The sequence below is a fragment of the Cellulosimicrobium composti genome, from assembly GCF_010287905.1.
Classification (GTDB): domain Bacteria; phylum Actinomycetota; class Actinomycetes; order Actinomycetales; family Cellulomonadaceae; genus Cellulosimicrobium; species Cellulosimicrobium composti.
On record NZ_JAAFAN010000011.1, the window covers coordinates 45,016 to 70,448 of the forward strand.

General features: G+C 75.9%; 20 protein-coding genes, 1 pseudogene and 1 riboswitch. Of the genes and pseudogenes, 13 read left to right on the forward strand and 8 right to left on the reverse strand.

Annotated features, from left to right (window positions below):
* Positions 1 to 133 precede the first annotated feature (133 nt).
* A complete protein-coding gene (locus tag GYH36_RS05120; protein ID WP_162289291.1) occupies positions 134 to 1,825 on the forward strand; it encodes a PspC domain-containing protein in 1,692 nt (563 codons plus the stop codon).
* Complete coding sequence (locus GYH36_RS05125) at positions 1,825 to 2,349, forward strand: hypothetical protein (RefSeq protein ID WP_162289292.1); 525 nt, start codon at positions 1,825 to 1,827, stop codon at positions 2,347 to 2,349. Before GYH36_RS05120 ends, GYH36_RS05125 begins: the two co-directional genes overlap by 1 nt.
* A gap of 141 nt (positions 2,350 to 2,490) precedes the next feature.
* Here GYH36_RS05125 and GYH36_RS20270 read toward each other — a convergent pair whose 3' ends face one another.
* Positions 2,491 to 3,279: a hypothetical protein gene (locus GYH36_RS20270; RefSeq protein ID WP_024840392.1), complete on the reverse strand. Its 789-nt coding sequence runs from the start codon at positions 3,277 to 3,279 to the stop codon at positions 2,491 to 2,493.
* Positions 3,280 to 3,487: 208 nt separating this feature from the next.
* Here GYH36_RS20270 and GYH36_RS05135 point away from each other — a divergent pair, with 208 nt between their 5' ends.
* The gene (locus GYH36_RS05135; protein WP_162289293.1) at positions 3,488 to 4,642 is read left to right on the forward strand and encodes a glycosyltransferase family 4 protein; all 1,155 of its coding nucleotides are present in this window, start codon (positions 3,488 to 3,490) and stop codon (positions 4,640 to 4,642) included.
* Positions 4,643 to 4,646: 4 nt separating this feature from the next.
* Here GYH36_RS05135 and guaA read toward each other — a convergent pair whose 3' ends face one another.
* Together guaA and thiE are read right to left on the reverse strand one after the other, a co-directional pair.
* Entirely contained in the window at positions 4,647 to 6,260 is a 1,614-nt protein-coding gene (guaA, locus tag GYH36_RS05140; protein ID WP_115942108.1) for a glutamine-hydrolyzing GMP synthase, read from the reverse strand.
* A gap of 43 nt (positions 6,261 to 6,303) precedes the next feature.
* Positions 6,304 to 7,017, reverse strand: a complete 714-nt coding sequence (gene thiE / locus GYH36_RS05145; RefSeq protein WP_312028512.1) for a thiamine phosphate synthase — start codon at positions 7,015 to 7,017, stop codon at positions 6,304 to 6,306.
* Positions 7,018 to 7,069: 52 nt separating this feature from the next.
* Positions 7,070 to 7,149, forward strand: a riboswitch (TPP riboswitch).
* Between the two features lie 4 nt (positions 7,150 to 7,153).
* On the opposite strand from thiE, the gene thiO reads away from it, so the two are divergent.
* Genes thiO through GYH36_RS05160 form a run of 3 tightly spaced genes read left to right on the forward strand, consistent with a single transcriptional unit; the run spans position 7,154 to position 9,577 of the window.
* Positions 7,154 to 8,488 carry a glycine oxidase ThiO gene (thiO, locus tag GYH36_RS05150; RefSeq protein ID WP_162289294.1) on the forward strand — a complete coding sequence of 445 codons (1,335 nt, stop codon included), beginning with the start codon at positions 7,154 to 7,156 and terminating at the stop codon, positions 8,486 to 8,488.
* A 5-nt stretch (positions 8,489 to 8,493) separates the two neighbouring features.
* Positions 8,494 to 8,721 (forward strand): sulfur carrier protein ThiS, encoded by a 228-nt coding sequence (thiS, locus tag GYH36_RS05155; protein ID WP_024840387.1) that lies wholly within the window; start codon positions 8,494 to 8,496, stop codon positions 8,719 to 8,721.
* A gap of 10 nt (positions 8,722 to 8,731) precedes the next feature.
* Entirely contained in the window at positions 8,732 to 9,577 is an 846-nt protein-coding gene (locus GYH36_RS05160) for a thiazole synthase (RefSeq protein ID WP_024840386.1), read from the forward strand.
* A gap of 96 nt (positions 9,578 to 9,673) precedes the next feature.
* On the opposite strand, the gene GYH36_RS05165 is transcribed toward GYH36_RS05160, so the two are convergent.
* Positions 9,674 to 10,939, reverse strand: a complete 1,266-nt coding sequence (locus GYH36_RS05165; protein WP_115942106.1) for a ThiF family adenylyltransferase — start codon at positions 10,937 to 10,939, stop codon at positions 9,674 to 9,676.
* Entirely contained in the window at positions 10,936 to 11,361 is a 426-nt protein-coding gene (locus GYH36_RS05170) for a DUF3817 domain-containing protein (protein ID WP_162289295.1), read from the reverse strand. Before GYH36_RS05170 ends, GYH36_RS05165 begins: the two co-directional genes overlap by 4 nt.
* A 122-nt stretch (positions 11,362 to 11,483) precedes the next feature.
* On the opposite strand from GYH36_RS05170, the gene GYH36_RS05175 reads away from it, so the two are divergent.
* Both GYH36_RS05175 and GYH36_RS05180 read left to right on the forward strand, forming a co-directional pair.
* Complete coding sequence (locus GYH36_RS05175) at positions 11,484 to 13,280, forward strand: ABC transporter transmembrane domain-containing protein (protein ID WP_162289296.1); 1,797 nt, start codon at positions 11,484 to 11,486, stop codon at positions 13,278 to 13,280.
* Positions 13,277 to 15,010 carry an ABC transporter ATP-binding protein gene (locus GYH36_RS05180; protein ID WP_162289297.1) on the forward strand — a complete coding sequence of 578 codons (1,734 nt, stop codon included), beginning with the start codon at positions 13,277 to 13,279 and terminating at the stop codon, positions 15,008 to 15,010. Before GYH36_RS05175 ends, GYH36_RS05180 begins: the two co-directional genes overlap by 4 nt.
* A 100-nt stretch (positions 15,011 to 15,110) precedes the next feature.
* Here GYH36_RS05180 and GYH36_RS20445 read toward each other — a convergent pair.
* Positions 15,111 to 15,602: pseudogene (locus tag GYH36_RS20445) on the reverse strand (TetR family transcriptional regulator); the annotation flags it as partial.
* Positions 15,603 to 15,701: 99 nt separating this feature from the next.
* Here GYH36_RS20445 and GYH36_RS05190 point away from each other — a divergent pair.
* Both GYH36_RS05190 and GYH36_RS05195 read left to right on the forward strand, forming a co-directional pair.
* Entirely contained in the window at positions 15,702 to 16,799 is a 1,098-nt protein-coding gene (locus GYH36_RS05190; RefSeq protein WP_203231596.1) for a hypothetical protein, read from the forward strand.
* Positions 16,800 to 16,817: 18 nt separating this feature from the next.
* Entirely contained in the window at positions 16,818 to 17,855 is a 1,038-nt protein-coding gene (locus GYH36_RS05195) for a GNAT family N-acetyltransferase (protein ID WP_203231597.1), read from the forward strand.
* 99 nt (positions 17,856 to 17,954) lie between these two features.
* Here GYH36_RS05195 and GYH36_RS05200 read toward each other — a convergent pair whose 3' ends face one another.
* Complete coding sequence (locus tag GYH36_RS05200) at positions 17,955 to 18,218, reverse strand: hypothetical protein (RefSeq protein WP_024840378.1); 264 nt, start codon at positions 18,216 to 18,218, stop codon at positions 17,955 to 17,957.
* Between the two features lie 130 nt (positions 18,219 to 18,348).
* The gene (locus tag GYH36_RS05205; protein ID WP_024840377.1) at positions 18,349 to 19,206 is read right to left on the reverse strand and encodes an SURF1 family protein; all 858 of its coding nucleotides are present in this window, start codon (positions 19,204 to 19,206) and stop codon (positions 18,349 to 18,351) included.
* A 280-nt stretch (positions 19,207 to 19,486) separates the two neighbouring features.
* On the opposite strand from GYH36_RS05205, the gene GYH36_RS05210 reads away from it, so the two are divergent.
* Genes GYH36_RS05210 through GYH36_RS05220 form a run of 3 tightly spaced genes read left to right on the forward strand, consistent with a single transcriptional unit; the run spans position 19,487 to position 25,433 of the window.
* Entirely contained in the window at positions 19,487 to 21,982 is a 2,496-nt protein-coding gene (locus GYH36_RS05210) for a phosphoketolase family protein (protein ID WP_024840376.1), read from the forward strand.
* Positions 21,979 to 24,177, forward strand: a complete 2,199-nt coding sequence (pta, locus tag GYH36_RS05215) for a phosphate acetyltransferase (RefSeq protein WP_115942100.1) — start codon at positions 21,979 to 21,981, stop codon at positions 24,175 to 24,177. Before GYH36_RS05210 ends, pta begins: the two co-directional genes overlap by 4 nt.
* Complete coding sequence (locus GYH36_RS05220; protein WP_024840374.1) at positions 24,174 to 25,433, forward strand: acetate/propionate family kinase; 1,260 nt, start codon at positions 24,174 to 24,176, stop codon at positions 25,431 to 25,433. The genes pta and GYH36_RS05220 overlap by 4 nt, the downstream gene beginning before the upstream one ends.

Below are 25,433 nucleotides of genomic sequence, written 5' to 3' on the forward strand. Positions count from 1 at the left end.
CCGATCGTCACACGTGGCGCGCCCCCGGAGGACCCCCCGACCGCGAAACCAGGGTCGTCCGGCGCACCGTTCAGGGTCGGGTCAGGGTGGCACCCGATACCCGACGCGCGGCCCGCGGACCAGCATGGTGGTCATGAGCACTCCCGACCTCCCCGGACCCGGCGGCCAGCCCGGGCACCCCGGCGACCCCTCGACGCCCGGCCCGCAGCCGGGCACGGTCCCTCCCGGGCCGTCCGGCCCCGCGCCGGGACCCGGCACGGCCTGGACCGGACCCGACCCCGCGCAGGCCCCGCCCCCCGGGGCGCCGGGCGGCGCCGCGCCCGGTGGCGCGCGCCCGACCGGCGGCGACGGCTTCTTCGACGCCGTGCGCCGGGTCGGCATCTTCCGCTCCGACGACCGCTGGATCGGGGGCGTGGCCTCCGGCGTCGCCGAGCGGTTCGGGATCGACCCGCTCGTCGTGCGCGGCCTGCTGTTCGTGACGTTCTTCCTCTCCGGCGCCGGCCTCGTGCTGTACGGCGCGGCGTGGGCCCTGCTGCCCGAGCGCCGCGACGGCCGCATCCACCTCCAGGAGGCGTTCCGCGGCAACGTCGACGTCGCCCTGCTCGGCGCGGCGGCGTTCGTCGTCGTCGGCCTGTCGTGGGGCGGCGGCTGGTGGTCGTGGTGGGACGCGATCGACCTCGGCTGGCTGACCGGCCTCTTCTGGGTCGCCGCGTTCGTCACCGTGGCCGTCGTCGTGGTCTCCGCGCTCACGCAGCGCGGCTCCCGCCCGGGCCAGTCCCCGCAGGGTCCCGGCCGGGGCGGCCACCCGGCCCCCGGGCCGGGCACCCCCGCAGGCCCGGGCCAGGCCCCGGCCGCGGGCCACGGCCCCGTCCCGGCGGGCCCCGGCGCCCCCGCCGACGCCCCGTGGGGCTCGCCCGGCCCCGCGCGTCCGGCCGGCGCCCCGTACGGCGCGACCGGCCCGGGTGCGCCCGCGCCCGGCGTCCAGGACCGGGCACCGTGGACGGCCGAGGCGAGCCCCTACGCCGCGACCGCCCCGCGCACGACGGCTCCCCTCCCCCCGTACGCACCGGGGACCGGGGCGCCGCTCGGTGCCGCCCCGCCGCCGGTCGCGCCCCCGCGTGCGCCCGAGCCGCCGAAGCCGCCGAAGCCGCCACGTCCCGGCGGTCCGGGGGCCACGACGACGGGCGTCGTCGTCGGGATCAGCCTCCTGCTGGGTGCGTTCCTCCTCGTCGTCGAGCGTTCGGGCGACCTCCCCTGGCCCGTGTTCCTCACGTGGGCCGCGCTGTCCACGATCCTCGCCGGCCTCGCGATCGTCGTGAGCGGCCTGCGCGGACGCACGAGCGGAGGCCTCGGCTGGCTCGCCGTGATCGTCCTGCTCGTCGCCGTGCCCGCCTCGGCGTGGCGCGCGGCGCCCGCGACGTTCTTCCTGGACGACTCGGTGCGGACGGTGACCGACGGCACGCACCGCGTGTCCGATCCCGAGGTCGCGGAGCGCGGGTTCGGCGTGTCGTTCGGCGACCCGACGATCGACCTGTCGGGGCTCGACCTGTCGGACGCCACGCCCGGCTCCCCCGTCGACGTCCCCGTCCAGCTCGGCGCGGGCGACGTGACGGTCGTCGTGCCGGACGGCGTGCCCGTGCGGGCGGAGGTCCAGGTGCTCGCGGGCAACGCGCGCTGGCACATCGACGGCGACCGGCAGCAGATCGGCGGCGTCAGCACCCAGCCGGTGACGTTCGACAACGACGAGGTCCAGGCGGGCGACGACCCGCTGCTCGTGCTGCACGTCGAGGTCGGCGCCGGCCAGGTCACGATCGAGGAGGACTGATGAACGACGACACCCGCCGCGACGACACGCGGCCGCTCGGCGACGAGCTGTTCGAGGGCCGGACGGACGCGGGGACGGCGGCCGACGCCCGGCCCACCGAGCCGCTGCCGACCGCCGGCCGCGACGACGACACGACCGTCCTCGACGTGCCCGACCCGGCACCCGCGCACGCCCCAGGGCCTGCGGCGGCCGCGCAGAACCCCGGACCCACGGCGCCCGCCGGGCAGCCGGGACCGACCGGGCCGACCGGGCCGGCCGGGCCGGCCGGGCCGGCCGGGCCGACGGCCACCGCGGGGCAGCCGGGCCCGACCGGGCCGGTGTCGCCCCTCGCAGCGAGGCGCGGCCCGCGCGTCGCGACGATCGTGTGGGGCTTCGTGATCGTCGCGTTCGGCGCGGTGGTCCTCGCGGGCGCGCTCGGTGCGCGCGTCGACCTGGGGCTCGCCTCGATCGTCGTGCTCGCCGCCGCGGGCGTCACGCTCGTCGTCGGCTCGATCGTCTCCGGCGCGCGCCGGCGGCGCGGCTGACGACCCGTCCCCGGACACACCGAAGGGCCGTGGCAGGCGCCACGGCCCTTCGACGTGTCCGAGCGACGCCGCCCCGCGCACTCCCCCCGGTGCGACCCGGTGGGAGCGGGTCCTCGGCGTCCGGACGGACGGCCGGAACGGTCAGCGGGGCGGCTCGTCACCCCTGCGCTCGGGCGGGACGACGCCCGGCCCGTCGGTGGTGGTCGGCGTGTCGGGCGACGCGGCGGGCGACGAGCCCGGCGCGGACGGCGTGCCCGTCCCGGGTGCCCCGGTCGCCTCGACCGGAGCGGCGGTCGTCGCGGCCGGGGCACCGGCAGCGGCCGCGCGGGCCTCGGCCCCGGGCGTCGAGAGCGCCGAGGTGCGCTCGGGCGTCGTCGGCTCGGGGCGCACGGGCGGCGTGGTCGGCGACGGCTGGGCGTGCGCCGGGGCCGCGTGGCGCCCGGCGTCCGACAGGTCGCCCGAGGACGTGTACGCGGCCGGGGTCTCGACGGCGACGCTCGGCCCTCCGGCGAGCCGACGCAGCGCGATGCCCACGAGGACGAACAGGATCCCGAGGCCGATGACGAGCAGGCAGACGCCGAACGCGACGACCGACGTGTACAGCGACGCCCGGAGGAACGACGCCGTCATGACGGTCTGCCGCGTCGGGTCGTCCTGGTCGAGCTGGGCGTAGGTCTGGCCACCGCTCGCCTCGAGCGCGTGCTTGTTGATGACCTCGGCCTGCGCGTACGCCGTGAGGGGCCCGTTCACGTGCCGGCCCGCCAGGAACGCCGCGTCGTCGGACACGGTGATCTCCTCGGCGGAGAGCTGGTTCGCCACGACGATCCACGTGCCGATGCCCGCGAGGAGAAGGATGATGCCGGCGATGATCGACACGAGGCCGATGCCCCGCGCCCCTCTGGCCGGAGTGACGGTGACGGTGCTCGACATGGCGCGTTCTCCCCTTCGTCAGGACCCACCTGCGTCCGCCCTCGTCAGGCGACCTGCACGGCGCCGGTCGGTCACGGGACGGTCGAACCACCCATACGGGAGCAACGGTAGCGACGAGAGGGGTCGACCGCGCGGCGAACCCGCACCTCGCGGGGCTGCGCCGCCCGAGGTCGCGGCGGGTCCCTGCGGGGATGGGAGGATGCCGTCCGTGCGCATCACCCACCTGACCGACTGCTACCTGCCGCTGCTCGGCGGGATCGAGACCCAGGTCGCCCGCCTCGCGCAGCAGCAGGCCGCGGCGGGGCACGACGTGTCGGTGATCTGCACGACGCCCGCGCGTCCCGGGGCGCACGGCGTCTCGACCGAGCGCGACGGCGACGTCACCGTGCACCGCCTCGCCGCGCGCGTCCCGGGCGGCTACCCCGTCCACCCGCGCGCCCCGCACCACGTGGCGCGGATCCTGGGCGCCGACCGGCCCGACGTCGCGCACCTGCACATGGGCGTCCTCACGCCGTCGACCCAGGCGTCGCTGCGGACCGTCGTGCGCACGGGGCTGCCCGCCGTCCTCACCGTGCACAGCGTCTGGGGCGCCGCCGAGACGGTGTTCGCCGGGCTCGACCGCGTCGTGCGGTGGTCGCGGTGGCCCGTGCTGTGGTCCGCGGTGAGCGAGCTCACCGCCGCTCCCCTGCGCCGCATCGTCGGCGACCACGGCGAGGTCGCGGTGCTGCACAACGGCCTCGACCTCGACGCGTGGCGCGTCCCGCGCACCGAGCGCGCCGACCGCATGGAGGGCGCGGCCGTCCACGTCGTGGCCGCGACGCGGTTCGCCCCGCGCAAGCGCGTGCTGCCGTTCCTCGAGGTCGTGCGCGACGCCGTCGCGCGCCTCCCGGAGGGGGCGCTGCACGTGACGCTCGCCGGGGACGGCCCCGAGCTGGCCGACGCGCGGCGCCTCGTCGCAGAGCACGGCCTGGGGTCCGTCGTGTCGCTCCCCGGCCGCCTCGACGCGACGGGCCTCCGGCGGCTCTACGCGCGCGCCGACGTGTTCGCCGCGCCCGCCGTCGAGGAGGCGTTCGGCATCGCGGCGCTCGAGGGCCAGGCGGCCGGGCTCGCGGTCGTGACGCGCTCGCAGTCGGGCGTCGCGGAGCGGCTCACCGACGGCGTCGACGCGCTCCTCGCGGACGACGACGCGGGCCTCGCCGACGCGCTCGTGCGCCTCGTCACCGAGGACGGCCTGCTCGACCGGATCGTCGCGCACAACCGGGACGTGCCCTCGTCGGCCGGCTGGCCGCGCGTGCTCGCCGACGTGCAGGCGGCATACGAACGGGCTGCGACGATCGTCGCAGCCCGTCCGACCCACCCCTAGGGGGTCACTCCCACTCGATGGTGCCCGGGGGCTTGCTCGTCACGTCGAGCACCACACGGTTGACCTCGGGCACCTCGTTGGTGATGCGCGTCGAGATGACGGACAGCACGTCGTACGGCAGGCGCGTCCAGTCGGCCGTCATCGCGTCCTCGGACGAGACGGGGCGCAGCACGATCGGGTGCCCGTAGGTGCGGCCGTCGCCCTGGACGCCGACCGAGCGGACGTCGGCGAGCAGCACGACCGGGCACTGCCAGATCTCGCCGTCCAGACCGGCCTTCGTCAGCTCCTCGCGCGCGATCGCGTCGGCCGCGCGCAGCGTCTCCAGGCGGTCCGCCGTGACCTCGCCGACGATGCGGATGCCGAGCCCGGGGCCGGGGAACGGCTGGCGCGCGACGATCTCCTCGGGCACGCCGAGCTCGCGGCCGACGGCGCGGACCTCGTCCTTGAACAGGGTGCGCAGCGGCTCGACCAGAGAGAACTGCAGGTCGTCCGGCAGGCCGCCGACGTTGTGGTGGCTCTTGATGTTCGCCGCGCCCTCGCCGCCGCCCGACTCGACGACGTCCGGGTAGAGCGTGCCCTGCACGAGGAACTTTACCTCGGCGCCGTGCTCGCCCGCGTCCTCGACGATCTGGCGCGCCGCGTCCTCGAACACGCGGATGAACTCGCGGCCGATGATCTTGCGCTTCGTCTCCGGGTCGCTGTGCCCGGCGAGCGCGGTGAGGAACCGCTCCTTCTCGTCGCGAATCACGAGGTTGACGCCCGTCGCCGCGACGAAGTCGCGCTCGATCTGCTCGACCTCGCCCGCGCGCATGAGCCCGTGGTCGACGTGCACGCACGTGAGCTGGTCGCCCACCGCGCGCTGCACGAGCGCCGCGGCGACGGCGGAGTCCACGCCGCCGGACAGCGCGCAGATGACGCGCGCGTCGCCGACCTGGGCGCGGATCGCCGCGACCTGGTCCGCGATGACGTTGCCGGGCGTCCAGTCAGGGGCCAGGCCCGCGCCGTCGTACAGGAAGTGCTCCAGCACGGTCTGGCCGTGCGCGGAGTGCTTGACCTCGGGGTGCCACTGCACGCCGTAGAGGCGGCGCTCACGGTCCTCGAACGCGGCGACGGGCGAGCCCGACGACGTCGCGAGGACCTCGAAGCCCTCGGGCGCGCGGTGCACGGCGTCGCCGTGGCTCATCCACGTGGTCTGGTTCGTCGGCGTCCCGTCGAGCAGCACGCCCGCGGCGCACACCTCGACCTCGGTGCCGCCGTACTCGCGCAGGCCCGTCTGGGCGACCTCGCCGCCGAGCGCCTTCGCCATGGCCTGGAAGCCGTAGCAGATGCCCATGACGGGCACGCCGGCCTCGAACAGCGCCGGGTCGACGAACGGGGCACCCGTGGCGTACACGGACGAGGGGCCGCCCGAGAGGATGATCGCGGCCGGGTCCTTGGCGAGCATCTGCTCGACCGTGAACGTGTGCGGCACGATCTCGGAGTAGACCTTGGCCTCGCGCACGCGGCGCGCGATGAGCTGCGCGTACTGGGCGCCGAAGTCGACGACGAGCACGGGGCGCGGGGTCGCGGCGACCTCGGCGGTGGTGGGGGTGTCGGGAGCGGTGGCGGGTGACGTCACCGCTCCAGGATAGTCGCCGTGCGGCGCGGCACCGTCCGCCGTCTCAGGCGCCGTCGCGCGCCGCGGCCCGCTCGGCGACGCGCTCGCGCAGCGCCCGTGCCGCGGCCTCCGGGTCGCGCGCGCCGGTGATGGCGCGCACCACGACGACGCGGGTGGCGCCCGCGTCGAGGACCGCGTCGAGGCGGTCCGCGTCGATCCCGCCGATCGCGAACCAGGGCGTGGTCGGCCGCGTCGCCGCGACGTCGCGCAGCAGGTCGAGCCCGACGGCGGCCCGCCCCGGCTTCGTCGGCGTCGCCCACAGCGGGCCCACGCAGAAGTAGTCCACCGCCGGGTCGGCCTCGGCCGCGGCGGCCTGCGCGGCGGAGTGCGTGGAGCGGCCGAGCACGGGCCCCGCGCCGAGCAGCGCGCGCACCGCCGGGACGGGCAGGTCGCCCTGGCCCATGTGCACGACGGGCGCGCCCGTGAGACGCGCCACGTCGGCCCGGTCGTTCACGGCCCACAGCGCGCCGTGCTCCGTCGCGACGCGCGCGACGAGCGCCTGCAGCTCGAGCTCGCGCGCGACGTCGAGCGTCTTGTCGCGGAGCTGGACCACGTCGACGCCGCCCGCGAGCGCCGCCCGCAGGAAGTCCTCGAGGTCGCCGCGCTCCTCGCGCGCGTCGGTGCACAGGTAGAGGCGCGCGTCGGCGAGCCGGGCGCGCACGGCGTCCGGGTCCGGTGCGGCGGCCGTCGTGGGCGTGGCGAAGGTCTCGGTGCTCACCCGCCGGAGCCTAGCCCCGGCGCTCCGGGCGCAGGCGGTACTGTGGCCGACAGCACGGGAGCCCCGCACGGGGCTGAGAGGGCGTCGGAGCCGACCGTCGAACCTGATCTGGGTCATGCCAGCGAAGGGAGCGCACATGCACACCCCTGTCCGTCCGGGGCCCCGCACGGCCGGTTTCGCCGGGCCGTCGCCAGCCGGCCCGCGCGACGTCGTCGTCGTGGGCGGCGGGATCGTCGGGCTCGCCGTCGCGTGGCGCGCCGCGCGCGCGGGGCTGACCGTCACGGTGCTCGACCCGGCTCCGGGAGACGGCGCGACGCACGCCGCCGCGGGGATGCTCGCCCCGGTGACCGAGGCCGACTTCGGCGAGGACGACGCGCTGCGGCTCCACCTGGCGGCGGCTGCCGCGTGGCCGGGCTTCGCGGCCGACCTGCGCGCCGCGACCGGGCGGGACGTCGGGCTGCGCCCGGCGGGGACGCTCACCCTCGCGTACGACGCGGACGACCTCGCGCTCCTGCGCCGCGTCCTCGCCCTGCACGCCGCGCACGGCCTCGCCTCGCGCGAGCTCACCGTCGCGGACGCGCGCCGCCGCGAGCCCTACCTCGGGCCCCGTGTCGCGGGCGCGGCCTGGGCGCCCGCGGACCACGCGGTCGACCCCCGCGCGACGCACGCCGCGCTGCTCGCCGCGCTCGACGCCCCGGCCGAGGCGTCGAGCACCGCGGCGCGGGCCGTCGTCGTCCGGGCCGCCGCGACCCGCGTGGCGCGCGACGCCGCGGGGCGCGCGGTCGGCGTGCACGACGACGCGGGTCACCTCCACGCGGCCGGTGCGGTGGTCGTCGCGGCGGGGTGGGAGTCGGGCGCGCTGCTCGCCGACGTGCCGGGCGTCGTCGTGCCCACACGACCGGTCAAGGGCCAGACCCTGCGCCTCGACGCCGGGCCCGACCTCGCTCTGGAGCACGTCGTGCGCGGGGTCGTGCAGGGCCGGCCGGTGTACGTCGTGCCGCGCACCCCGGTGCCCGGCGGCCCGCGCGCCGGGCACCGCGAGGTCGTCGTGGGCGCGACGACCGAGGAGAACCCGGACGACCGCCGCGCGACCGCGGGCGGCGCCTTCGCCCTCCTGCGCGACGCGCGCGCCCTGCTGCCCGGGATCGACGAGGCCGCGCTCGTCGACGTGACGCCGCGCGCCCGGCCCGCGACCCCGGACAACCTGCCGCTCGTGGGGCCGACCGCCGTCCCCGGTCTGCACGTCGCGACGGGCCACGGCCGCAACGGCGTCCTGCTCGCGCCGCTCACCGCCGAGGCCGTCGTCGCGGGCCTCACGGGCGACGGCCTGCCCCCCGACGTCGCGACCGCCCTCGCCGCGACGCGCACCGACCGCTTCACCCGGCCCGGGACCGTGCCCGGACCGGGGGACGACCCCGCGTCCGGCGACCGCCGGGCCGCGCCGACCGCGACCCCGACCGCACCGAGGTGATCCCCGTGACCGCACCGACCGCGCTCGTCAACGGCGAGCCCTACCCGCTCGACGGCGACGTCGACCTCGAACGGCTCGTCGCCGCGCTCGTGCCCGCGTACGTCGCGGACGGCACGCCGCAGGGCGTCGCCGTCGCCGTGGGCGACGCCGTCGTGCCGCGCGGCGCGTGGGCGAGCACCGTCGTCGCACCCGGTGACCGCATCGAGATCGTGACCGCCGTCCAGGGCGGCTGAGGAGGACACCGTGACCACCGACCTCTCCCCCGCGTCCCGCCCCGCCGCGGCCGACCCCGCGGGCGCCGACCCGCTCGTCGTCGCCGGGACCGCCGTCGGGTCCCGCCTCGTCATGGGCACGGGCGGGGCCGCGAACCTGCTCACGCTCGAGGACGCGCTCGTCGCGTCGGGCACCGCGCTGACGACGGTCGCGATGCGCCGCGTCGCCGTCCGTGCGGGCGGCGACGCGAGCCCCGACGCGGGCATCTGGGCGCTCCTCGCGCGCCTCGGCATCCGCGCGCTGCCCAACACCGCGGGGTGCTTCTCGGTGCGGGAGGCCGTGCTCACCGCGCACCTCGCGCGCGAGGCGTGCGGCACCGAGTGGGTCAAGCTCGAGGTGATCGCGGACGACGTCACGCTCCTGCCCGACCCGGTGGGCCTCGTCGAGGCCGCGGACCGGCTCGTGCGCGACGGCTTCGTCGTGCTGCCGTACACGAACGACGACCCCATCCTCGCGCGCCGGCTCGAGGACGTCGGCTGCGCGGCCGTCATGCCGCTCGGCGCGCCCATCGGCACGGGGCTCGGCATCCTCAACCCGCGCAACATCGAGGCGATCGCGGCCGCCGCGCGCGTGCCCGTCATCCTCGACGCGGGGATCGGGACGGCGTCGGACGCGGCGCAGGCGATGGAGCTCGGGTGCGACGGCGTGCTGCTCGCGACCGCGGTCACGCGCGCCGCCGACCCGGTCCGGATGGCGCACGCGATGCGCCTCGCCGTCGAGTCGGGCCGTCTCGCCGCGCGCGCGGGCCGCATCCCGCGCCGCGAGGGCGCGCTCGCGAGCTCGTCGCCCGAGGGCCGTCTCGACCTCGCGCTCTAGCGCCGCCCGTCCCTTCCGGCGGGCCGAGCATGTCGTCGTCGCCCGTCACCGGCCCGGGACGCTCCATGACCGCATGTTCGGCGGGGTGGGTGCGTACTAGGCGACCGGGGAGCTCGCGGCCAGGGCGTCGAGGAGGGCGGGGACGCCGCCGACGACGGAGCGCGCGTCGACCCCGGCGGCGCGGGCGACGTCGGCGACGCGCGCGGACCGGGCGCCGACCGCGCACACCACGAGCACCGGCCGGTCCGCGGGGAGGTCGGCGAGCGCCGACGACGGGTCGCCCGCGAGGAACGCGCCGCTCGGGACGAGGGTCGCCCCGGGGAGCGGGCGCACCTGCGCCTCCCAGTCCTCGCGCACGTCGAGCACGTACGGCGCCGGGGACGCGTCGGCGAGGAGCGCCGCGGCGTCGCGCCCGGTGACGTCGCGCTCCCCCGTGACCGGCGCCCGGCCCGCCGGGGCCAGCCCGCAGAACGCGGCGTAGGCGTCGTCGCCCGGCAGGAGGGCGGTGACGGGCTCGCGCGTCGGGTCGGCGCGCACGGTGAGCTGGCGCCACGAGAGGTCGAGCGCGTCGTAGACGGCGAGGCGCCCGAGGAGCGTCGTCCCCGCGCCCGTGACGAGCTTGATCGCCTCGGTCGCCATGACCGAGCCCACCGTCCCGCACATCGCGCCGAAGACGCCGCCGGTCGCGCAGTCGGGCGCGGCGCCCGGCGGGGGCGGGACGGGGAACACGTCGCGGTACGTCACGCCGCGCACCTGCCCCTCCTCGGGCCCCGTCGCCCCGGCGGGCGCGTCGCCGGGGTGCGGGACGTCGTCGGGCACCGCGAGGCGCGGCGCGCCCCAGAAGACGCTCACCTGGCCCTGGAAGCGGTAGATCGAGCCCCAGACCACGGGCAGGCCGAGCACCTCGGCCGCGTCGGAGACGAGGTAGCGCGTGGGGAAGTTGTCCGCGCCGTCGAGCACGACGTCGTAGCCGCGCAGCACGTCGAGCGCGTTGTCCGCGTCGAGGCGCACGGCGTGCTCGACGACGCGCACGTGCGGGTTGACGTCCGCGACGGTCTCGCGCGCGGAGTCGACCTTGCGCCGCCCGACGTCCGACCCGCCGTGGATCACCTGACGCTGGAGGTTGGACGTGTCGACGGCGTCATCGTCGACGATCCCGATCGTGCCGACGCCCGCCGCGGCGAGGTACAGCAGGGCGGGGCTGCCGAGGCCGCCCGCGCCGACGACGAGCACCCGGGCCGCGGCGAGACGTCGCTGGCCCTCGGGCCCGACGCCGGGCAGCGACAGGTGACGGGCGTACCGCTCGAGCTCCGCGGCGGTCAGCTCGGGGCCGGGAGCGACGAGGGGTGCGAGGGCCGTCATGACGCGTACTGCTCCTCCAGCGCGGCGAGCTTCGCCTCGGCCTCGGCGTGCACCTTCTTCTCGAGGACGAACGACATGACCGGGACGACGCCGGCGAACACCATGGTCGCGAGGCGGCCCCAGCCCCAGCGCATCTTGGTCCACAGGTCGAGGACCGTGACGAGGTAGACGACGTAGATCCAGCCGTGCGCGAACGGGATCCAGGACACGTACCGCATCACCGGGTCGACGTCCACGACCGCGCCGACGCCGTACTTGACGAGGAGCTCGACGCACAGGATCAGCAGCATGACGCCGGTGACGATCGCGAGGACCCGGTAGCGCGAGAGCGCGCCGCGCGCCTTGCGGATCGCGGTCCGCGCCGCGTCCGTCGTGGGTGCGGCCGCCGGGGCGGTCGGGGTGGCGGGGTCCTGCGTGGTCATGGCAGAGGTTCCTCGTTCCGGCGAGACGGCCGCGCCGGTCCGTGCCGCGCGCGGTGGCGTGTGACGCGGTCGCAGGTTAAAGCGTCGCCGCGTGTCGGACGCCGAACCTAGGGTAGAACACCGTGCGACCCCTCCCCCTCCCCGACCCGGGGACCCCCGACCTGCGCGGACCCACGCGCTACCTCCTCTGGATCGCCCGGCGGCAGCGGGGGATCCTCACGGTCGCCGTGCTGCTGGGGCTCGTGAACTTCGCGTGCCAGGCGTTCCAGCCCTACATGCTGGGCCGCGCGCTCGACGAGGGCCTGACGGCGGGGTTCGGCCCGGACCTGTGGCGGTGGGCGGGGCTCCTGCTCGCGCTCGGCCTCGGCATCGTGGTCACCGGCGTGACGCAGCACCGCTTCGACATCGCGAACTGGCTGCGCTCCGCGCTCACGACGTCGCAGCTCGTGGGCGACGTCACCGCACGATCGGGCGACGCGATCACCGAGGAGCTCCCCACGGGCGAGGTCGTGTCGACGGTCGCGAGCGACGCGATGCGCGTCGGTCAGCTCTTCTCGATGATGGGCCAGTTCCTCGGTGCGCTGGGCGCGTACGTCGTGGTGGCCGTCATCATGCTCTCGACGTCGCTCCGGCTCGGGCTCGTCGTCGTGCTCGGCCTGCCGGTCGTGGCCGCCGTGCTCGCGCTGCTCGTCAAGCCGCTCCAGCAGCGCCAGGCCGCGCAGCGCGAGGCGCAGGGCCGCCTGACGACGCTCGGCGCGGACACGGTGTCGGGCCTGCGGATCCTGCGCGGCATCGGCGGCGAGGGCGTGTTCGTGGGCCGCTACGCGCGGCAGTCGCAGACGGTGCGCGAGGCAGGCGTCAAGGTCGCGCACACGCAGGCGACGCTCGACGCGCTCCAGGTGCTCCTGCCCGGCCTGCTCGTCGTGGTCGTGGTCTACCTCGGCGCGACGGCGGCCCTGCGCGGGGACATCACGCCCGGTCAGCTCGTCGCGTTCTACGGGTACGCGGCGTTCCTCGGCTGGCCGCTCCAGGTCGCGACGCAGATGCTCAACATCGCGACGCGCGCGCACGTCGCGTCGCGCAAGATCGTGCGCGTGCTCGCGGTCGAGCCCGCCGCGGGCGCGACCCCGGCCACCGCGCCCATGCCGCCGGCGGGCAGCCCTCTCGTGGACGAGACGAGCGGGCTCGTCCTCGAGCCCGGTCGCGTCGTCGCGCTCGTCTCGGCGGACCCCGACGCGTCGGCGGCGGTAGCGACACGGCTGGGCCGGTTCGACGACGCCGCCGAGGCCGCGACGCCCGTGCGGCTCGGCGGGACGCTCCTCGCCGAGCTCGACAAGCACGCGCTGCGCCGCCGGGTCGTCGTCGCCGAGGCGACGCCCCAGCTCTTCTCGGGCGCGCTGCGCGAGGAGCTCGACCCGCGCGGCACGGCGTCGGAGGAGGACGTGCTCGCCGCGGTGACGACGGCCGACGCGCACGACGTGCTCGACTCCGTGCCGGACGGCCTCGCGGGCGAGCTGCCCGAGAAGGGCCGGTCGCTCTCGGGCGGGCAGCGCCAGCGCGTCGCGCTCGCGCGCGCCCTGCTCACGGACCCGGAGATCCTCGTGCTCGTCGAGCCGACGAGCGCCGTCGACGCCCACACGGAGGCGCGGATCGCGGCGCGCCTGGCCGAGGTCCGGCGCGGCCGCACGACGCTCGTCGTCACCGCGTCGCCGCTCGTGCTCGAGCACGTCGACGAGGTGCTGCTGCTCGAGGGCGGGCGCGTGACCGCGCGCGGCACCCACCGCGACCTCGTCGACCGCGCGCACGCCGACGGGACCTCCCCGGACGACGCCGCGGCGCGCTACCTGCGCGTCGTGGGCCGCTCGCTCGACGAGGCGCCCGCGCTCGCCCGCACCGCACCCGCCGGAGGCACCTCATGAGGCTCCCCGTCGCCGACGGCCCCGCCGTCCGCGCCGCCGCCGGGCGGCTCTTCGCCCGCCACCGCGGCACGTTCGTGCTCATCGCGGTGCTCCACACGCTCGCCGCCGTCGCGGGCCTCGTCGGGCCGTGGCTGCTCGGCCGCCTCGTCGACGCCGTCACGGACGGCACCACGTCCGCGTACGTGACGACCGTCGTCGCCGTCGGCGCGGGCGCGGTCGTCGCGCAGGCCGTGCTGCGCCGGTACGCGCAGCGGCTGTCCATGGTGTTCGGCGAGACGGTGTTCGCCGAGCTGCGCGAGGACCTGGTCGAGACCGTCACGTCCCTCCCCCTGTCCACCGTCGAGCGCGCGGGCACGGGCGACCTGGTCGCGCGCACCACGAACGACGTCGACCGCATCCAGCACGCGGTGCGGTTCGGGGTGCCGCAGCTCCTCGTCGCGGTCGTCACGCTCCTGCTCACCGTCGTGGCGGCGGTCGTCGTGGCGCCCCTCGTCGCGCTCGCGCTGATCGTCGGCGTGCCGCTGCTCGTCGTCGTCTCGCGCTGGTACCTCAGGCGCGCGTCGGCCGGCTACCAGCGCGAGGCCGCCGCGTACGCGACGCTCAACGGCACGATCACCGAGAGCGTCGAGGGCGCGCGCACGGTCGACGCGCTCTCGCTCGCCGAGCGCCGCCGGGCCCGCGTGCGCGCCGACCTCACGGAGGCGTTCGAGGCGGAGCGGTACACGCTCGGGCTGCGCACCGTGCTGTTCCCGGGCATCGACCTCGCGATCGCGATCGCGCCCGTGGCCGCGCTCGTGTGGGGCGCGTGGCTGCTCTCCCAGGGCCAGACGACGCTGGGCGCGGTCGCGACGATCACGACGTACGCGTTCCAGCTCGCCGGGCCGGTGTGGAACCTCATCTTCTGGCTCGACGAGATCCAGGTCGCGGCGGCCTCGTACGCGCGGATCGTCGGCGTCGCGCTGGTACCGGGCGACCGCACCCCCTCGGGCGAGATGCCCGACGGCGACCGGCTCGTCGCGCGCGACGTCGAGTACGCCTACCGCGAGGGCCACCCGGTGCTGCACGGCGTCTCGCTCGACCTCGAGCCGGGCGAGCGGCTCGCCGTCGTCGGGCCGTCGGGCGCGGGCAAGTCGACGCTCGGGCGGATGCTCGCCGGCATCCACCCCCCGACCGCGGGGTCGGTCCGCTCGGGCGGCGTGCGCCTCGTCGACCTCCCGCTGGAGGACCTGCGCCGCGAGGTCGCGCTCGTCACGCAGGAGCACCACGTGTTCGTCGGCACGCTCGCGGACAACCTGCGCCTCGCGAAGGTCGACGCGACCGAGGCGGAGCTGCTCGATGCGCTCGACGCCGTCGACGCGCGCGGATGGGCGCAGGCGCTGCCCGACGGGCTCGGGACGGCGGTCGGGTCGGGCGGGCACGTGCTCACGCCCGCCCAGGCGCAGCAGGTCGCGCTCGCGCGGCTCGTGCTGCTCGACCCGCACACGCTCGTGCTCGACGAGGCGACGTCGCTGCTCGACCCGCGCGCGGCCCGGCACCTCGAGCGCTCGCTCGACGCGGTGCTCGCAGGACGGACCGTCGTCGCGATCGCGCACCGCCTCCACACGGCGCACGACGCCGACCGCGTCGCCGTCGTCGACGGGGGCCGCGTCCGCGAGATCGGGCCCCACGAGGAGCTCGTCGCCGCGGGCGGCGACTACGCCCGCCTCTGGCACTCCTGGCAGCAGGAGTAGCCGCCGCGCGGCGCCCGGGCCACCGGGCGCCGCGGTGCTCCGGTCGCAGCCCCTGGAGCAGGATCGACACCATGCGCTCGCGCAGGTCGGGCGCCGCGCGCCGCACCGCCTCGGGCTGCGGGCGCGTGATCATGCCCACCGCGGTCACGAGCTCCAGGGGTGTGAGGTCGTCCCGCACGAGCCCCTCCCGCTGCGCCGCGGCGAGCAGGCTCCCGACGCCGTCGAGCGCGCGGTCCTGCGCCTCGCGCACGTCGCGCGCGAGCGCGTCGCCCGCGTGGTCGGCGAGCGCCGCGGTGAGCGCGCCGAGCTCCAGGCCGACGAGCCGCCGCACGTAGTCGTCCCAGGCGTCCTGCGGGGCGTGCGCGAGCGCCTGCGCCGCCTCGTGGGTCACGGCGTGCACCTCGTCGAGGATCGCGAGCGCCACCGCGTCGAGCAGCGCGGCTCGGGAGTCGAAGTTGCGGTAGAGCGTGCCGATCCCGACCCCCGCCGCGTCGGCGACGGCGTCGAGCGCCACGTCGCTCCCCCGTGCGGCGATCAGGGACCTCGCCGCCTGCACGACCGCCGTCCGGCGCCGTAGCGCGTCCGCGCGCATCCGCTCCTCCTGACCTGCCGGTTTGACTCCCCACTCTAACCGGAGGAGGATCGTCCGGTAAACAAGCGGAGGAAGATCCTCCACTTCCGAGAGGACCTGATGAGCGCGGCGACCACCACGACCACCTCGACCGCCGGCCCCGCCGGCGCGCCCGGCACGCCCGGCGCGACCGGCACGCCCGGCACCACCCCGGAGAAGAGCCCCCGCGGCCGCGCCCCCGGCGCGCGCGGCGCGACGCCCCCGGTCGTCCGGCTCGCGGGACTGACGGCCGGGCTCGGCGCGATCCTCGTGGCGCTCCTCGCGCTGTTCATCCTCCCGTCGCTCGCGAGCGGCGCCCACGACCTCCCGATCGGCGTCGTCGGCGACCCCGCGGCGACCGCCCCGGTCGAGACGGCCCTGGACGCCGCGGCACCCGGCGCGTTCGCGGTCGAGGCGTTCGGCACCGCGGACGACCTCGCGCAGGCCGTGCGCGAGCGCGACGTCGTCGGCGGGCTCGTGGTCACCGCGGACGGGCTCGAGGCAGTCGTCGCGAGCGCCGGGTCCACGGCGATCTCGGGCTCCCTCACGGCGGCGGCGACCGCGGTCGGCCAGGCGACGGGCCTGCCCGTGACGGTCAGCGACGTCGTGCCGCTCCCCGCGGACGACCCCACCGGCATCGGCGTCGGCGGGCTCGCGTTCCCCCTGGTCTTCGGCGGGATCGTGCCCGTCGTCGCGTTCCGCAAGGTCTTCCCGCGCAGCGACGGCTGGAAGCTCGCCGGGCTCGTGACGTTCGCCGCCGTCGGCGGGACGGTCGTCGCTGCCGTGCTGCAGCTCTGGTTCGGCAGCGTCGAGGGCGTGTTCTGGCCCGTCGCGGGCGCGATGGCGCTGGGCGTCGCGGCGCTGGCCGTGCCCCTCGCCGGGCTGCAGCAGGCGTTCGGCGCGAAGGGCTTCACGCTCGGCGCGATGTCGATGATGTTCCTCGGCAACCCCCTCGCGGGCATCGCGACCACCGGCGCGTGGCTGCCGCCGGCCCTGGGCGCGCTCGGCCAGGCGCTGCCGCCCGGCGCTGCCGGGACCCTCGTGCGCTCGGCCGCGTACTTCGACGGCGCGGGCGGACTCCGGGCGGCGCTGACCCTCGTGGCGTGGGTCGTCGTCGGCGCGGCGCTGCACGTCGTGGGCACGCGGCGGGCGGCCGCGCGCGTGACGGCGGGCGTCTGATCGAGCACCATGGTGCCGATGCCTGACGCCGCGCACGACACCCCGCACACCGTCCCCGCCCTGCCGAGCCCCTGGCGCGCCCGGGTCCCGCGATACGCCGACGTCGACGCGCTCGTCGCGCTGCGGCGCCTCGACGAGCTCCAGGGCACCGGGGAGAGCCACGCCGCCCGCCCCGGCATCGAGTCCGAGGTCGTGGGGCTCGCGTCATGGACGCGGCGCCAGCTCGTCGCCGTCGCCGACGACGACGTCCCCCGCGCGTGGATCACCGTGCACGACCGCGCCGCGGGGCGCGCGACGGTGTGGGGCTACTTCGACCGCGACGTGCCCGAGGTCGACGCGATCGCCGAGGCGTTCTACCGCTGGGCCGAGGACGCCGCGGTCGCGATGGCGCGGCTGCGCGGCGTCACCGCCACGCGGCTCGACGAGAGCCCGTTCGCGGGCGACACGCGCCAGCTCGGCTGGCTCGCGCGCGCCGGCTACGCGGAGCGCCGCACGTGGCTGCACATGGTGCGCCCGGTCACCCCCGACGAGGCCCGGCTGACCGCGCGCCCGGGCGTCACCGTGCGGCCCGTCGAGCGGCACGAGAACGGGCTGCCCGTCGCGACCGACCTCCAGACGGTGCACGAGATGCTCGAGACGTCGTTCCAGGACCACTTCAACTCGTACCGCGAGAGCTTCACGGAGTTCGTCCAGCGGCTGCGCGAGGACCCCGGGCACAGCTGGGACCACTGGTGGCTCGCGTACGTGGAGGACGACGACGGCCGGCCCGTGCCCGCCGGCACGGTGGTGTGCTCGTCGCTCGCGGCGCCCGCGGGCGGTGCGCCGGGGACGTACGTCGAGTACATCGGGGTGACCCGCGCCGCGCGCGGCCGCGGCGTGGCCAAGTCGCTGCTCGCCACCGTGATCGCCGACGCCGCGCGCAGCGGCCGCGACCGCGTGGCCCTCGAGGTCGACGCCGACTCCCCGACCCGGGCCGACGAGCTGTACCGGTCGCTCGGCTGGGAGACCGAGCACGTCACCGAGTCGTGGTTCAAGGACCTCGATCTCGACGGCTGACGCGGTCGACGCCGAGGGGGGCGGGACGCACGCACGTCGCGGGCCCCCGGACGCCACCAGCCGCGGACCTCACGGGCGCCGGGCGTCACGGGCGGGGCGTCACGCCTCCTCCGCGGGGCGCGTGCGGTCGCGCAGCCACGTCGTCGTGCCGGGCGCGAGGCCGCGCAGCTTCGGCGTCCGGTCCACCGGCGTCACGAGGAGCGCGGCGCCGTGGGGCAGCGACCACTTCAGCGCGTGGTAGACGGTCGACAGCGACGCGGTGCTCTCGACGAGAAGCAGGCCGGGCGCGACCGCGCGCGCCTCGCTCCAGGGTCCGTCGAGCCCGTCGGGCTCCTGCTCGGTCCAGGCCAGGTACACGCTCACGCGCCCATCCTGACGGTCGCCGGGCCGTCCCGCAGGGGTGCGTCGTCCCGGAAGGGGCAGCTCCCGCAGGGGTGCGGCAGCCCCGAGACCGGCCAGGGAGGGGCGCGGCGACGGCCGGGGACGGGCCGGGTCAGTCGCCGGGGAGACCGGCGATGCCGCTGCTCTCGCGGCGGCCGTGGCGGCGCACGCCCGCGGCCTCGTCGCGGACGAGGCGCACCCACAGCAGCACGGCGAAACCGCCGAACACCCACCACTGCAGGGCGTAGAACAGGTTCTGCAGGTTGAGGCCGGTCCCGCCCTCGATCGTCGGGCGCGGGAGCTGCGCCGGACCGCCGTCGACGGCGGGCGGCTGCTCGGGGTCGGACGAGCGGAGCACGAGGTAGCCCGAGTAGATGGGTCCGCCCCACTCGTTGACGAGCGCCCCCGTCGACACGGAGTCGGTGAGCCCCGGCGCGGAGCCGCCCTGGCCCGCGGCCTCGGACGCCTGGAGGTAGCCGGTCACGCGCACGACGCCGGCCGGCGGCTCGAGCGCCGGGCCCTGCTCGGGAGTCGCGACCCAACCGCGGACCACGGGCAGCACGGGGGCTCCGGAAAGCTCGGCCCACGACGCGCCCTGCGTGCCGTCGTCCGTCACGCGCAGCGGCGTGAGGACGAGGTAGCCGACGCGGCCGTCGAGCGCACGACCCTCGACGAGGAGCTGGCCGTCGGCGTCGTACTCGCCCTCGACCCACGCCTGCCGGCCGACGAGCTCCCCGGGGAACGTGGACTGCGGCGGCAGGAGCACCCCGACGCCCTCGGGCCCGGCCGCCTCGAGCTCGGCGGCCTCCTGCTGCGCCGCGAGCTCGGCGCGCTGCTGCGCGCGGTCGAGCTGCCAGACGCCGAGCCGCGCGCACACGAACGCGGCGAGCAGGAAGAGCACGAGCAGCCCGACGACGCGCGGTTGGCGGGCGACCGCCCAGAAGGACCGGGGGGCGGTGGGCTCGGGCACGTGCCCACGGTATCCGGGCCCGCGGCGAGTCCCCGAATCCGCGGCCCCGGGCGGGCGAACGTCACACGCCGCGCGCGGTCCCGGCAGCGGCGCGGGCCGGGGCGACGAGGGCCGGACGTCCCCGGCGGCACGGCGGGCGGACGGGACCTTCGGCCCTTTGTGCCCGTCCCGACGCACGTCACACCGCGGGCGGCCGTCACGGACCGTGCACCGCCCCGGTCGATGCGGTTGTATGAAGCCGTAGTCGTTCACGAATCCCTTCCCCCTGCAGGAGCGTGAGATGAGCACGACCACCGAGCCCACCGCCTGGAGAAGCGCCGAGGTCGAGCCCCTCGACGACGCCACCCTGCGCCGCGTCGACGCATGGTGGCGCGCGGCGAACTACCTGTCCGTCGGGCAGATCTACCTGCTCGACAACCCGCTCCTGCGCACCCCGCTGGACCGCGAGCACGTCAAGCCCCGCCTCCTCGGCCACTGGGGCACGACGCCCGGGCTGAACTTCCTCTACGCGCACCTCAACCGCGCGATCGCGCAGCGCCGCCAGTCGACGATCTACGTCGCCGGCCCGGGGCACGGCGGCCCCGGCCTCGTCGCGAACGCGTACCTGGAGGGCACGTACTCCGAGACGTACTCGGACGTCACGCAGGACACCGAGGGCCTGCGGCGGCTCTTCCGCCAGTTCTCGTTCCCCGGCGGCATCCCGAGCCACGTCGCGCCGGAGACGCCGGGGTCGATCCACGAGGGCGGCGAGCTCGGCTACGCGCTCTCCCACGCGTACGGCGCCGCGTTCGACAACCCCGACCTGCTGGTCGCCGCGGTCGTGGGCGACGGCGAGGCCGAGACCGGCCCGCTCGCGACGAGCTGGCACTCGAACAAGTTCGTCAACGCGCGCAACGACGGCGTCGTCCTGCCGATCCTGCACCTCAACGGGTACAAGATCGCCAACCCGACGGTGCTCGCGCGCATCAGCGACGACGAGCTGCGCGACCTCATGATCGGCTACGGCCACACGCCCTACTTCTTCACGGGCGGGTTCGACGGCGAGGACCACTTCGAGGTGCACCGGCGCTTCGCGACGCTCCTCGACGAGGTCCTCAACCACATCGCGCAGATCAAGGCCGACGCCGCCGCGGGCAACGACGAGCGCCCCGCGTGGCCGATGATCGTCTTCCGCACGCCCAAGGGCTGGACGTGCCCGCCGGACATCGACGGCAAGAAGACCGAGGACTCGTGGCGCGCCCACCAGGTGCCGCTCGCGAGCGCGCGGGACACGCCCGAGCACCTCGAGGTGCTGCGCGGCTGGCTGGAGTCCTACCGCGCGCACGAGCTGTTCGACGAGGACGGCCGCCTGGTCGACGACGTCGCCGCGCTCGCGCCGCAGGGCGCGCTGCGCATGAGCGACAACCCGCACGCGAACGGCGGTCTCCTGCTCAAGGACCTGCGCCTGCCCGACTTCCGCGACTACGCGGTGGACGTCGAGGGCCCGGGCAGCGCCGTCGCGGAGGCGACGCGCGTCCTCGGGCAGTGGCTCACCGACGTCGTGCGCCTGAACCCGGACAACTTCCGGATCTTCGGGCCCGACGAGACGGCGTCGAACCGGCTCCAGGCCGTGTACGAGGTCACGGACAAGCAGTGGAACGCGGACTTCTTCGGGCCCGACGTCGACGAGCACCTCGCGCGCGCCGGCCGGGTCATGGAGATGCTGTCGGAGCACCAGTGCCAGGGCTGGCTCGAGGGCTACCTGCTCACCGGGCGGCACGGCCTGTTCACGAGCTACGAGGCCTTCATCCACATCGTCGACTCGATGTTCAACCAGCACGCGAAGTGGCTCAAGGTGACCAACCACATCCCGTGGCGCCGTCCCGTCGCGAGCCTCAACTACCTGCTGTCGAGCCACGTGTGGCGCCAGGACCACAACGGCTTCAGCCACCAGGACCCGGGCTTCATCGACCACGTGGTCAACAAGAAGGCCGAGATCGTCCGCGTCTACCTGCCGCCGGACGCGAACACCCTGCTCTCGACCTACGACCACTGCCTGCGCTCGCGCCAGTACGTCAACGTGGTCGTGGCGGGCAAGCAGCCCGCGCCGCAGTTCCTGTCCATGGACGAGGCGATCGCGCACTGCACGCGCGGCCTCGGCATCTGGGAGTGGGCGGGCACCGAGGTCGAGGGCGAGGACCCGGACGTCGTGCTCGGCTCGGCGGGCGACGTCCCCACCCTGGAGGTGCTCGCCGCGGCGGACATCCTGCGGCGGCGCATCCCCGACCTCAAGGTCCGGGTCGTCAACGTCGTGGACCTCATGCGGCTGCAGGACGCCAACGAGCACCCGCACGGGCTGTCGGACAAGGACTTCGACACGCTGTTCACGACCGACAGGCCGGTCATCTTCAACTACCACGGGTACCCGTGGCTGATCCACCGGCTCACGTACCGCCGCACCAACCACCCCAACATCCACGTGCGGGGCTACAAGGAGGAGGGCACCACCACCACGCCGTTCGACATGGCGATGCTCAACGACATCGACCGCTACCACCTCGTGATCGACGTCATCGACCGCGTGCCGTCCCTGCGCTCCACGTACGCCGGGCTGCGCCAGGAGATGGTCGACGCCCGGCTCGCGGCCCGCCAGTACACGCGCGAGCACGGGGAGGACATCCCCGAGGTCCGCGACTGGGTCTGGCCCGACGTCGGCGAGACGGCGACCGAGGAGGGCGGCCCGCAGTACAACGGCGCGAGCGCCGCTGCGCAGGACACCGGAGGAGACAACGAGTGAGCGACACCGCTCGCAGCATCTACATCACCTCGCCCGAGGGCGAGACGGGCAAGTCCACGATCGCGCTGGGGGTCCTCGACCTGCTGGTCCGCAAGGTCCAGCGGGTCGGGGTCTTCCGGCCGGTCACCCGGGCCGCGGGCCCGGACGTGCAGGACTACGTGCTCGAGCTCCTGCTCGCGCACGACGGCGTGGAGCTCACCGCGGACCAGGCGATCGGCGTCACGTACGAGGACGTGCACGCCGACCCGGAGGCCGCGCTCTCGCAGATCGTCGCGCGGTACCACGAGGTCGCGAGCCAGTGCGACTTCGTCGTGGTGGTCGGGACGGACTACACCGACGTCGCGGGCCCCACCGAGCTGTCGTTCAACGCGCGCGTCGCGGCGAACCTCGGCGCGCCGGTCCTCCTCGTCGTGTCGGGCAAGGGGCGCACGCCCGACGCCGTGGGCAACCTCATCGAGGTGAGCGTCGCCGAGCTCCGGTCGCAGCACGCGCAGCCGATCGGCGTCGTCGCGAACCGCGTCGACCCGGGCGACCTCGACGCGGTGCGCGCCCTGCTCGGCGCGCTCGGCCCGGACGGCGAGCCGATCGCCGGGGCGGGGACGGCGTCGGGCACGACGGCGGACCACGCGCCGGGCGCGCGGCTGCCCGGCTGGGCGGTGCCCGAGGACCCGTTCCTCGACGCCCCGACCGTGCGCGCGCTCATGGAGGCCGTGGGCGGGTCGCTCGCGTTCGGCGAGGAGGCGCTCCTCGGCCGCGAGGCCACCGACCTGCTCGTCGGCGCCATGTCGTTCGAGCACCTCCTCGACCGGCTCACCGACGGCGCCGTCGTCATCACGCCCGGCGACCGCGTCGACATCCTCATCGGGCTGCTCGCGGCGCACTCCGCGTCCGGGTTCCCGTCGCTCGCCGGCGTCATCCTCAACGGCGGGTTCTTCCCGCCCGAGTCGACGGCGCGCCTCGTCGCGGACCTCGACCCGAGCCTGCCGATCATCCGCACCGACCTCGGGACGTTCCGCTCCGCGAGCGCCGCAGCGAGCGCGCGCGGCCGCGTGACCAAGGAGTCGCAGCGCAAGGTCGACACGGCGCTCGCGCTGTTCGAGCAGAGCGTCGACGGCGCGGCGCTCCTCGCGGGCCTCGACGTGCCGCGCCCCGAGGTCGTCACGCCGCTCATGTTCGAGTACGAGCTGCTCTCGCGCGCCCGCGCGGACCGCAAGCACGTCGTGCTGCCCGAGGGCGACGACGACCGCATCCTGCGCGCCGCGTCGACGCTCCTCGGCCGCCAGGTCGCCGAGCTGACGATCCTCGGCGACGAGCAGAAGGTGCGGGCCCGCGCGGCCGAGCTCGGCCTCGACATCGACGCCGCGCACGTCGTCAGCCCGCACGACCCGGAGCTCGTCGAACGCTTCGCCGCGGAGTACCAGCGCCTGCGCGCGCACAAGGGCATGACGCTCGAGGAGGCGCGCGAGCGCGTCCAGGACGTGTCGTACTTCGGCACGATGATGGTCCACCTCGGGCTCGCGGACGGCATGGTCTCGGGTGCGAAGCACACGACGGCGCACACCATCAAGCCGTCGTTCGAGATCATCAAGACCCAGCCGGGCGTCTCCGTCGTGTCGTCCGTGTTCCTCATGTGCCTGCAGGACCGCGTGCTCGTGTACGGCGACTGCGCCGTCATCCCCGACCCGACGGCCGAGCAGCTCGCGGACATCGCGATCTCGTCGGCCGCGACCGCGCAGCAGTTCGGCGTGGACCAGCGGGTCGCGATGCTGTCGTACTCGACGGGCGAGTCCGGCTCGGGCGCCGACGTCGACAAGGTGCGACGCGGCACGGCGCTCGTCCGCGAGCGCCGCCCCGACCTGTTCGTCGAGGGGCCGATCCAGTACGACGCCGCCGTGGACGCGTCCGTCGCGGCGTCGAAGATGCCGGGCTCGGACGTCGCGGGCCGCGCGACGGTGTTCATCTTCCCGGACCTCAACACGGGCAACAACACCTACAAGGCCGTGCAGCGCTCCGCGGGCGCCGTCGCGGTCGGACCGGTCCTCCAGGGCCTCAACAAGCCGGTGAACGACCTCTCGCGCGGCGCGCTCGTGCAGGACATCGTCAACACCGTCGCCATCACCGCGATCCAGGCGCAGGCCCCGGCCGACGTGCCCGCCCCGTCCACGACCCCCGTCCCCCAGGGAGCCACCTCATGACGATCCTGCCCGAGGGCGAGCGCCCGAACCCCTACAGCGCGTACGGCGCGCACGGGTCCGTGCTCGTCATGAACTCGGGGTCGTCCTCGCTCAAGTACCAGCTCGTCAACCCCGTCGGCGGCGAGGCCATCGCCGCCGGCACGATCGAGCGCATCGGCGAGGACTCGGGCATCATCAAGCACCGGTTCGCCGGGAACACGACGACGCGCGAGGAGCCGGTCGCGGACCACGGCGAGGCGCTGCGCATCGCCCTCGGCCTGTTCGACGAGGTCGGCCCCACGCTCGCGGACGCCGACGTGTACGCGGTCGGCCACCGCGTCGTGCACGGCGGTGCCGTGTTCTCGTCGCCCGTGCTCGTGGACGACGAGGTCGTGCGCCAGATCGCCGACCTGTCGCCCCTCGCGCCCCTGCACAACCCGCCGAACGTCAAGGGCATCGAGGTCGCGCGCGAGCTGCTGCCGGACGTGCCGCACGTCGCGGTGTTCGACACCGCGTTCTTCTCGACGCTCCCCGACGCCGCGTCCACGTACGCGCTCGACCGGGCCGTCGCGCAGGAGCACGGCGTGCGCCGGTACGGCTTCCACGGCACGAGCCACCAGTACGTGTCCGGGAAGGTCGCGCGCGTCCTCGGGCGCCGCATCGAAGGGCTCAACACGATCGTGCTGCACCTCGGCAACGGCGCGTCCGCGTCGGCCGTGCGCGGCGGCGTCGCGGTGGACACGTCGATGGGCATGACCCCGCTGGAGGGCCTCGTCATGGGCACCCGCACGGGCGACATCGACGCGGCGGTCGTGTTCCACCTCGCGCGCAACGCGGGCATGAGCATCGACGAGATCGACGACCTGTTCAACAAGCGCTCGGGCGTCAAGGGCCTGTCCGGCGTCAACGACTTCCGCGAGCTGCGCCGGCTCATCGACGCCGGTGACGAGGGCGCGCGCCAGGCGTTCGAGGTGTACATCCACCGGCTGCGCAAGTACGTCGGCGCGTACCACGCCGTGCTCGGCCGCGTCGACGTCCTCGCGTTCACGGCGGGCGTCGGCGAGAACGACGCGCACGTGCGCGCCGCCGTCGTCGAGGGCCTGGAGCCGCTCGGCCTCGCCGTCGACCCGGAGCGCAACGCGGTGCAGTCGGGCGAGCCGCGTGTCGTCTCGCCCGACTGGACGAGCACGCTCGTCATGGTCGTGCCGACCATGGAGGAGCTCGCCATCGCACGCCAGTGCGTGGAGGCCGTCGAGGCCGCGTCCCGCGCCGGCTGA

Bases quoted from the DNA above. Each gene is read 5' to 3' on its own strand.
- GYH36_RS05125 (WP_162289292.1), top strand. From the start codon at position 1,825: ATGAACGACGACACCCGCCGCGACGACACGCGGCCGCTCGGCGACGAG.
- GYH36_RS05195 (WP_203231597.1), top strand. From the start codon at position 16,818: ATGCCTGACGCCGCGCACGACACCCCGCACACCGTCCCCGCCCTGCCG.
- GYH36_RS05210 (WP_024840376.1), top strand. From the start codon at position 19,487: ATGAGCACGACCACCGAGCCCACCGCCTGGAGAAGCGCCGAGGTCGAG.
- thiO (WP_162289294.1), top strand. From the start codon at position 7,154: ATGCACACCCCTGTCCGTCCGGGGCCCCGCACGGCCGGTTTCGCCGGG.
- GYH36_RS05180 (WP_162289297.1), top strand. From the start codon at position 13,277: ATGAGGCTCCCCGTCGCCGACGGCCCCGCCGTCCGCGCCGCCGCCGGG.
- GYH36_RS05220 (WP_024840374.1), top strand. From the start codon at position 24,174: ATGACGATCCTGCCCGAGGGCGAGCGCCCGAACCCCTACAGCGCGTAC.
- GYH36_RS05120 (WP_162289291.1), top strand. From the start codon at position 134: ATGAGCACTCCCGACCTCCCCGGACCCGGCGGCCAGCCCGGGCACCCC.
- GYH36_RS05170 (WP_162289295.1), bottom strand. From the start codon at position 11,361: ATGACCACGCAGGACCCCGCCACCCCGACCGCCCCGGCGGCCGCACCC.
- GYH36_RS05190 (WP_203231596.1), top strand. From the start codon at position 15,702: ATGAGCGCGGCGACCACCACGACCACCTCGACCGCCGGCCCCGCCGGC.
- GYH36_RS05165 (WP_115942106.1), bottom strand. From the start codon at position 10,939: ATGACGGCCCTCGCACCCCTCGTCGCTCCCGGCCCCGAGCTGACCGCC.
- GYH36_RS20270 (WP_024840392.1), bottom strand. From the start codon at position 3,279: ATGTCGAGCACCGTCACCGTCACTCCGGCCAGAGGGGCGCGGGGCATC.